General features: G+C 65.4%; 8 protein-coding genes. 5 read left to right on the forward strand and 3 right to left on the reverse strand.

The window, feature by feature from the left end:
• The first annotated feature begins 9 nt into the window (after positions 1-9).
• Genes FRC96_RS17725 through FRC96_RS17745 form a run of 5 tightly spaced genes read left to right on the forward strand, consistent with a single transcriptional unit; the run spans position 10 to position 5,528 of the window.
• Positions 10-2,199 (forward strand): heme lyase CcmF/NrfE family subunit, encoded by a 2,190-nt coding sequence (locus FRC96_RS17725; protein WP_146976438.1) that lies wholly within the window; start codon positions 10-12, stop codon positions 2,197-2,199.
• Positions 2,196-2,753 carry a zinc ribbon domain-containing protein gene (locus FRC96_RS17730; protein ID WP_146976440.1) on the forward strand — a complete coding sequence of 186 codons (558 nt, stop codon included), beginning with the start codon at positions 2,196-2,198 and terminating at the stop codon, positions 2,751-2,753. The genes FRC96_RS17725 and FRC96_RS17730 overlap by 4 nt, the downstream gene beginning before the upstream one ends.
• Complete coding sequence (locus FRC96_RS17735) at positions 2,750-4,075, forward strand: hypothetical protein (protein WP_146976442.1); 1,326 nt, start codon at positions 2,750-2,752, stop codon at positions 4,073-4,075. The genes FRC96_RS17730 and FRC96_RS17735 overlap by 4 nt, the downstream gene beginning before the upstream one ends.
• 34 nt (positions 4,076-4,109) lie before the next feature.
• Positions 4,110-4,817 carry an ABC transporter ATP-binding protein gene (locus tag FRC96_RS17740; protein WP_146976444.1) on the forward strand — a complete coding sequence of 236 codons (708 nt, stop codon included), beginning with the start codon at positions 4,110-4,112 and terminating at the stop codon, positions 4,815-4,817.
• 18 nt (positions 4,818-4,835) lie between these two features.
• Positions 4,836-5,528 carry a heme exporter protein CcmB gene (locus FRC96_RS17745; protein ID WP_146976445.1) on the forward strand — a complete coding sequence of 231 codons (693 nt, stop codon included), beginning with the start codon at positions 4,836-4,838 and terminating at the stop codon, positions 5,526-5,528.
• Positions 5,529-5,539: 11 nt separating this feature from the next.
• On the opposite strand, the gene FRC96_RS17750 is transcribed toward FRC96_RS17745, so the two are convergent.
• The 3 genes from FRC96_RS17750 to FRC96_RS17760 form a co-directional block, all read right to left on the reverse strand.
• Positions 5,540-5,986, reverse strand: coding sequence for a Flp family type IVb pilin (locus FRC96_RS17750; RefSeq protein ID WP_146976447.1), 447 nt, complete (start codon positions 5,984-5,986; stop codon positions 5,540-5,542).
• Between the two features lie 35 nt (positions 5,987-6,021).
• Positions 6,022-7,341 (reverse strand): tetratricopeptide repeat protein, encoded by a 1,320-nt coding sequence (locus FRC96_RS17755; RefSeq protein WP_230470398.1) that lies wholly within the window; start codon positions 7,339-7,341, stop codon positions 6,022-6,024.
• 31 nt (positions 7,342-7,372) lie between these two features.
• The coding region (locus FRC96_RS17760; protein WP_230470399.1) for a hypothetical protein at positions 7,373-8,306 on the reverse strand (934 nt) is incomplete at its 5' end.

Genomic DNA, 8,306 nt, shown 5'->3' on the forward strand with positions numbered 1-8,306 from the left:
GGACATTCTATGAGTTGGCTCGGATCCCTTGCCATCTATCTGGCGCTCTACGTCGCGCTCGTCGGCGTGACCATGGGCATCATCGCAGCACGCACCGGCTCGCGGCGCTTCTTACACGCCACGCGCTTTGCGACCTACACCACCTTCGGCGCCATCTCGGTGGCCTCAATGGTGCTCATCCACGCGCTGCTTACCCACGACTTCAGCATCAAATACGTGGCGGCCTTCTCCGACCAGAGCATGCCGACCTTCTATTTGCTCGGCGCCTTCTGGGGCGGCCAGGCCGGAAGCCTCCTCTTCTGGATCTGGAAGGTCACCCTCTTTACGGCCATCTGCGTCTACACCAACCGCAAGAGCTACCAGGACTTCATGCCCTGGGTGATGGCCGTAAGCCTGGCGGTGGCCGCTGGCCTGCTCGTCATCCTGGTCTTCGGCTCCAACCCCTTTGAGGGCTACCACCTCATCGACGACCCCACCCAGGGTAAGGGGCTCAACCCCCTTTTGCAGACCCCGAAGATGGTGCTGCACCCGCCCGCCCTGCTCACCGGCATGGCCTCGATGACGGTGCCCTTTGCCTTCGCGATCGCCGCGCTCTTGAGCGGAAACCTCTCCAACGCCTGGGTGGAGGCCGCGCGCAAGTGGATCCTGTGGCCCTGGCTCTTCTTGAGCATCGGCAACATCCTCGGCGGCATGTGGGCCTACGAGGAGCTGGGCTGGGGCGGATACTGGGCCTGGGACCCGGTCGAAAACGCCGCGCTCTTGCCCTGGCTGACCTCCACCGCGCTGATCCACTCCCTGCTCATCCAGGAGCGCCGCGGGATGCTCAAGCGCTGGAACGTCGGGCTGATGATCGGCACCTTCCTGCTGACGATCTTCGGCACCTACATCACCCGCAGCGGTCTTATTGAGTCGGTGCACTCCTTCGCCCAGAGCGAGATCGGCCCCTACTTCCTTAACCTCTTGATCACCGTCACCGTCTTGAGCGTCGCGCTCTTTATCTACCGCTGGAAAGCCCTCAAGAGCGAGCAGCGCCTGGACAGCCCGGTCAGTCGCGAGGCGGCCTTTATCTTCAACAACTGGATGTTCCTCTCGATGACCGCCGTGGTGCTCTTCGGCACCCTGTGGCCGCGCATCAAAGAGGGCCTCACCGGCCAGGACATCGCCATGGGCCCCCAGTGGTTTAACCGCTGGATGATCCCCCTGGGTCTGTTGATGATGCTGATGATGGGCATCGGCACGATCATCGCCTGGCGTCGGGCCAACTGGAAGAACTTCCAGCGCAACTTCATCATCCCCATCGCCGCCGCTCTCATCCTCACCCCCTTAAGCGTGGGCCTCTACTGGGTGGTACGCGGCCAGGGGCTGGTCAGCCCGGACAGCCTCGACGCCAGCTATGCGATCATCGCCATCGCCCTGTGCTTCTTCGTCGGCGCCACCATCGTCCAGGAGTTCTCCCGCGGCATCAGCGCCCGCCGGCGTATGCACGACGAGAGCTTCGGCGAGTCGCTCTACCGCCTCTGCATGAAACAGAAACGCCGCTACGGCGGCTACATCGTGCACCTGGGGGTGGTCTTTGCGTTTGTCGCCTTTGCCGGCAACGCCATGAAGATCGAAAAAGACGTCAGCCTGGCTCAGGGTGAGTCGGTGCAGATCGGCGACTTCACCTTCACCTACCAGGGCTTGAGCGATCAGCATAACCGCGAGCGCGTGCTCTACTCCTCCAGCGTGCAGGTCGCCCGCGACGGTCGCCCGCTCTACGAGATGCACCCCGGTAAATCCGTCTTCCACTCCAGCCCCAACATGCCGGTCAGCGAGATCGACATCCGCTCCACCCCGCTCGAAGACGTCTACGTAGCGCTGGTCAACTTCGATCCTGACGGCCGCCGCGCCGCCTTCAAGATCTTTGTCAGCCCCTTTACCTGGTGGTTCTGGTTTGGCGGCATCATCCTGGTGCTGGGCACGCTGATCTGCCTGTGGCCGACCCGCGAATCTCTGGAGTCCTTGCGTCCCGGCGCCGGCGGCATCGGTCGCGCGGCGATCTTCGGCGGCGTCGTCGTCCTCGTCTTCTCGCCCATGCTCGTCTGGACCGTCGAGTCGCACACCTCCTGGGGCGACTCCCGCCGTCTGGAAGAGGCCCCGGTGGCCGCGCTCACCGACGCCCCTTCTGAAGCATCTCCCGTGCAGCCGGAGCCCTCATGAGCCTCCCTCTGCTGATCGTCGCCATCGCGTTTACGCTCTGGGGACTGCTCAACATGCTGCGCCCCTTTCTAGCGCAGCGCGATGAACAGCTTCGCTTTGAGGTCCTCGACGAGGAGCTCCGCGAGATCGAGGGCCTGATGGCCCGCAAAGCCGCCCTTGTGCAGTCGCTACGCGACATCGAATACGACCACCAGACCGCCAAGATCTCCCCCGAAGACTACAAGCGCTTTAAACGCTCCCACGAACGCCGCGCCGTCGCGATCATGCGTCGCCTCGACGCCATCCACGGCGGACGCGAGTGGGAATCCCACATCGAAGACGCGGTGATCGCTCGCCAGGAGGCTCTGCCCGAGCCTCCAGCCGAGGCTACCGTTGTAGAAGACGGCCCACGGGCCACCAGAAGCGACGCTAAGGCCGACGAGGCGTGCACCGAATGCGGTGAGCCGCTCAGCCCTCGCGCGCGCTTCTGCGCCATTTGTGGAACGCCGCGCGAAGCCTCGCACGACGAGCTCCCCCGTCACGCTGCCCCCCTGACCTCCGAGGTCACCGGATGAAGTTCCCCGCTCTCCTTCCCGCCACACTCGCCACGCTCGTCGTGGCGCTCGTCGCCACGCCTGCCCTGGCTCAGGATGCCTCCGGACTTCCGCAGGCGCCGGCTGCCCCGATGGCGCAGGGCCAGCCCCAGGCCGCACCTGCGGCCCCGGCCGCTCAGCCTTGGACGATCAACGTGCAGCTTGAGCACGGCGCCGATCCGGATACCGATCTCACCGGGACCCCGGTGATCCTGGAGGCCGCGCGCCCCCGTGGCCCCTTCGAGGTCACCGCGCCGGAGCCGGTGGCGCGCTGGACCTCGGTGGCCAACGCCGAGGGTCTGGCCGTCTTCAACCAGGTGCCCGCTGCGGTGGCCCAGCAGGGCCTGCGCCTGAGCGCGCACGCCACCTACGGGGGCGTGCCCTTTAGCTCCCGCGCCTATGCCGCGGCCGACGGCGTGCGCATGAACGTGCGTGTCTTCGACCGCGGTCACGACCTCTCCGGGCTTCGTGTCGCCTCCAAACGCGTCATCGTCGAACCCTGGGAGGAGTACATCATTCTCAGCCAGACCTGGACCTTCACCCTGGACGCCGAGCACGCCGTCGACGTCGCGATGCTCCCGGACCCGGCCTACGAGCGCGGCCTTCCCATTCGCCTGCCCGTCAAAGCCGAGGGCATCCGCGCCGACGGCCAGGGAACCTTCGAGATCATCAACAACGTCGTCTTCTGGAAGGGCGTCATCAAGCCCGGCGAGCCGGTCACGATGCAGATCCGCTTCTCGGTATCGGCGCGCGATGACGTCTTCAATTACGAGCAGGAGATGGCCTGGCCGACCGACACCCTTCAGCTCATCGCCCCGCTTCAGACCCAGTACAAGCGCACCCCGCGCCTGGGCACCCTGGAGCTGGTGGCCCCGGGCTTTGAGCTGACCACCGACGCCTCCTCGCTGGGGCTGCGCGATGATATGGAGTTCCTCATCGCCAACCGCAGCGATGTGGCCCCCGGTCAAGCCTACGCCTTTCAGCTGCGCGGCCTCCCCTTCGGACGACCGATGGGCGGATGGATCGCGTTGGCGCTGGGGATTCTGGTCTCGCTGCTCGTCATCGTCTTCGGACTTCGGGAGCATCGCCGCCTTCATGACGGCAGCAAGCGCGAGGAGATCGTAAGCGCGCTCAACGCCGAGCGCGAGCTGCTGCTCGACGAGCTGGCCGAGCTCAGGCGCCTGCGCCAGAGCGCTGACGAAGAGACCCGGTGGGAGATCGACGCGGAGGTCGGACTTTTGCGCGAACGCCTCTCGCTGATCCTCTCCAAGCTGCGCGATCTGGGCCACGCCCCTCAGAGCTGACCGCTGACTGCTTGCCGGCACCGCCGAGCGCTCCATGCCCCCACGCTCCCCCAACGCAGTGACGCTGCGAGACGTCTCGCGCGTCTTCGGGCGCTCCTATGCCCTCCACCGCGTCAGCACCACGCTTGCAGCGGGCTCCATCACCGCGCTTCTGGGCAACAACGGTGCCGGAAAGTCCACGCTCCTCAACATCCTCGCCACCGTCGATGCGCCTTCCGATGGCGAGGTGCGCTTTGGCAAGGTCGCCTTTCGCGACTTCGCCCGCCGGGGCCGCGCCCGCATCGGCTGGGTCAGCCACCAGACGCTCGTCTACGACGAGCTCACCGGCCGCGAGAACCTGACCTTCTTCGGCCAGCTCTACGGCATCCCCCACATCCAGAAGCTCGCCGAAACCTGGCTTGAGCGCGTGGGCTTAAGCGCCGCCGCAGACCGCCCGGTTGGCACCTACTCCCGAGGCATGAAGCAGCGGCTGACCATTGCCCGCGCGCTCCTGCACGACCCGCAGCTAGTGCTCCTCGATGAGCCGGCCACCGGCCTCGACCAGGCGGGCACCGCCCTGGTCAGCAACCTTCTCGGCGAGCTCCGCAAGGAGGGGCGTATCGTCGTGATCATCTCGCACAACTTCTCGCTCATCGAGACGCTGGCGGATAACGTGCTCATCCTTCGCAAAGGTCAGCTGCGCGCCAGCGGTCCGCTCCCCCCCGGCACCTCGCTTATCTCCCATTATCAGGCCCACGCCTGAGAGCTGGTAATTCTCGCCATGAAGACCGCGCTTATCCTGCGACAGAGCCGCACCATCCTGGCCAAAGATCTGCGCCGGGAGTGGCGCACCCGCGAGATCCTCACGACCACCGTGGCCTTCTCGGTGCTGCTGATGGCAGTCTTCACCTTTGCCTTCTACCGCAGCGGCGACGCCACCGCGGGGGTCTTCCCGGGCATCCTGTGGATCTCGATCGTCTTCAGCGGCACGCTGGCCATCGGGCGCAGCTTTCAACATGAGACGGCCAGCGGTTGCCTGCGCGCCCTGGCGCTCATCCCCGGCAGCCAGGTCAGCCTCTATATCGGAAAGCTCGCTGCAAACCTGATCTTTATGCTGCTCTTTGAACTCGCGCTCATCCCCCTGCTGCTCCTGGCGTTCTCAGTAAACCTGGGCCCGACCTGGGCGTTGCACCTGGGTTCGGTGCTCATCGGCACGCTGGGCTTTGCCACCCTGGGCACGCTCGTCTCGGCGATGCTCGTCAAAAACGATCTTCGCGAAGTGCTCCTGCCGGTGCTGCTTTATCCCTTGCTCATTCCGCTGCTCATCGCCGGCGTGAAGATCAGCGCCGCCCTGCTCGCCGGGCAGGGCTGGCCCCAGATTGAGGGATGGCTCAAGGCGATGATCGCTATGGATCTGGCTTACGGCGTGCTCTGCGTCCTGCTCTTTCGCTTCGTGCTCGCCGCAGTGGAGTAGGCCCTATCGCCTCACTCCTTCTTACCGCCGAAGATCACGTAGCCCAGAAGCCCGAAGAGCCCCAGCACGATCGCCACCACAATCCAGCTCACCCCACCGACCGACCACCACCGGGCCTGCGGTCGCTCGCCACGCGCTCGGGCTTCTGCGGCCTCAGAGCTCGCTGCCGTGCTCGCCACGGTGGTGCGTGTCATGCTGCGCTGCTCGGAGTTCGCCGCTCCGGCTCCCCCCTGCCCCGCCCCGCTTGCCGCGCCGCGATCTTCGCTGCTGATCCCCGAGATCTCCTGGCGGCTGGCCTCAAACTTCGAGGTCACCGAGGAGCCGAACACCCGAATCATCGCCACGATAAAGAGGGCCGCGAGCATCAGGAGCACCATGTACTCCGCCGCCGTCGCTCCCCTTCCCCGCCCCAGCCACGCCGGGGTTCGCTCCCAGGCGTTTCGCATTCGACGCATCATCGCTTTCCTCCACGTGCCCGAACCGGGCCACCGGCTTAGTCGATCTGCAGAGCCTCACCGGGACACCCCTGCAACGCACCTTCGTAATCAGGCCATCCCTCAAAGCGCTCACATACCACGCGCAGCGCGTCCCGCTGCCCCAGACGTCGGTAGGCATCCACAAGCGCGCCGGTGACCTCGGGTGAGGGCAGGCGTGCCAGGGTTAGCTCCAGCCACTCGGCGGCCTCCTCGAAGCGACCCGTGCGGTAAAGCGCAAGCCCGAAGACCCGATCCCCCTGATCGCTTCGCTTCTCGACCGAGCGAAGCGCGCGCAGCGCGTCGTCGTAGCGACCATCCTCATAATAGTTCAGCGCCAACGCCTCGGCATCGTCCACCAACGCGTCGTCGCCCGACTCGCCAGCCTCGGCCTCACCCGGCGCGGCGTTCTCGCCACGATCACCACCGATGACATCACTCCCGGACGCTTCGGACACCTTCGGCTCGATCTCTTCTTCTGCAGGAGAGGCGTCGTCGCTCTCATCGGCCGCAGGAGCCTCCGTCGACGCGCCTTCTTCAGGCGGCGCAATGCGTTGAACCTCGATCTCTGCGGGCTCCTGCCCCGCCTCAACCTCAAACCCCAGGTCCACCTCACCGCCGTAGTCCTTGAGCGCCGCGCTCAGATCCACGGCCACAGGCTCGGGCAAACGGTAGGTCTCACCGCATCTCAGCCCGACCCGAGAGGCATCGATCGATCCCTCATTGGCCATCTCCATCATCCGGTTCTGAACCTGGCGGCGCTGCGAGGCGTCGCTGGTGAGCTCGGTGAAGCACTGGTAAAACGCCACCGCCCGAGGCCGATTGCGGATGTGACGGTCATAGAGCACACCCAGGTTGATATAGGGCACCGGATCTGCGGGCTTCATCTGCTGCGCGATGATCATGAACGACTCCGCATCCAGATAACGCCCCGCATACATCAACGCGGCACCCATGTTGCTGTAGACCGGCTGCACATCCTCTTCCACCCTCATCAGGTACTGGTAGACGCGCACGGCCTGGGCGAAGTTGCTCGTCTGCACATAGAGCTGAGCAAGTGAGCGCGCCACACGCACACCTCCGCCGTGGCGAAGCGAGCGGCTGTAGTAACGCTCCGCCTGGGCAAACGCGCCCACGTTGGTCGCCGCTCGCGCCGCTCGAAAATAGAGCTCAGGATCGCGCGAGCCCTCCGCAATCGCCTGCTCGTAGTACTCCAACGCCAGCGAGTACTCTTCGCTCTTAAACGCCCGATCGCCCAACGACTGCGTCGTGACGCAGCCGGCGATAAACGCGAGCATGCCAACGAGAAGAGCCTGCGCAACCACGCAGCGCAGGCTCATGAACCTTCCTTTGAACTGACTCATATCGCCTTTAACGCATGGTCCGCGGGTAGGTGCCGTTGCTCTTCATCTCCAGCTCCATCTCCGACGCCCAGCGATTCTCACGCGAGGTCTTGTCGGGGAAGAATGCTTCCAGCTGCTTGAGCGTCTCGGCCATCTCCATATAACGCTGGCGTTGTTTGGCGCTGTGGAAGGCCGCCCGGAAGTTCTTGTAGTAGGTGTCGAGCTGGGCGCGGGCATCATCATGCAGCGCCTGCCAGTCCTTCATCTCTGCCGGGAACTGCTCCACGCCGCCCATCGTCATCAGCTCGCGGGCTTCCAGAAGACGCTTGTAGCCGTCGAAGAGGTTGCGGTTCTCCACGTCGCGTTTGCTCAGCAGATCCGACGCGATCATGTAGGTCTCCTGCGCCTTCCGCATGCAATCGGTCGCGGCGACGCAGTCCACATCAAGCTGCACCGGCGGGAGCTCCGAGTAGGCGATCTGTTCCTCTCCGCCGGTATCGGTCGCGGGCCCACCTCCCAGGAAAGTATAACCAAGCATGCCCACCGCGATCAGCACCCCGACGATCACCACCACCGGGTTGGTCTCATCGGACTTGGCGCCGGCCTTCTTGCTGGCCGACTGAATGCGCTGGTAGTCGCTGGCCGCGACATCGTCCTCTCCCTCGGAGAGGGCTTCATCGCTGGCGGCGATCTCATCCCAGGAGATGATCCCCGCGGCGTCGCCGCTTTTCTCTTCTTTCTTCTCCGGGGGCGCAGCGGTGGGAGGGGGCGCGCCGAAACCACCGGGTGCCGACTGCTGGCCAAATCCCCCGGGAGCGGGCTGTCCAAACCCCTGCCCTTGCCCGGCCGGCTGACCGAACCCGCCGGGGGCCCCGGCGTTGGGAGCCTGCCCGAAGCCCTGCGCACCTCCGCCGGCCGGCTGACCAAACCCGCCCCCGGCGCCACCGGCGGCCTGCCCGAAG

The organism is Lujinxingia vulgaris (assembly GCF_007997005.1).
Classification (GTDB): domain Bacteria; phylum Myxococcota_A; class Bradymonadia; order Bradymonadales; family Bradymonadaceae; genus Lujinxingia.

Coding starts and splice junctions, on each gene's coding strand:
- FRC96_RS17755 (WP_230470398.1), bottom strand. CDS start 7,341: ATGAGCCTGCGCTGCGTGGTTGCGCAGGCTCTTCTCGTTGGCATGCTC.
- FRC96_RS17725 (WP_146976438.1), top strand. CDS start 10: ATGAGTTGGCTCGGATCCCTTGCCATCTATCTGGCGCTCTACGTCGCG.
- FRC96_RS17740 (WP_146976444.1), top strand. CDS start 4,110: ATGCCCCCACGCTCCCCCAACGCAGTGACGCTGCGAGACGTCTCGCGC.
- FRC96_RS17735 (WP_146976442.1), top strand. CDS start 2,750: ATGAAGTTCCCCGCTCTCCTTCCCGCCACACTCGCCACGCTCGTCGTG.
- FRC96_RS17745 (WP_146976445.1), top strand. CDS start 4,836: ATGAAGACCGCGCTTATCCTGCGACAGAGCCGCACCATCCTGGCCAAA.
- FRC96_RS17730 (WP_146976440.1), top strand. CDS start 2,196: ATGAGCCTCCCTCTGCTGATCGTCGCCATCGCGTTTACGCTCTGGGGA.
- FRC96_RS17750 (WP_146976447.1), bottom strand. CDS start 5,986: ATGATGCGTCGAATGCGAAACGCCTGGGAGCGAACCCCGGCGTGGCTG.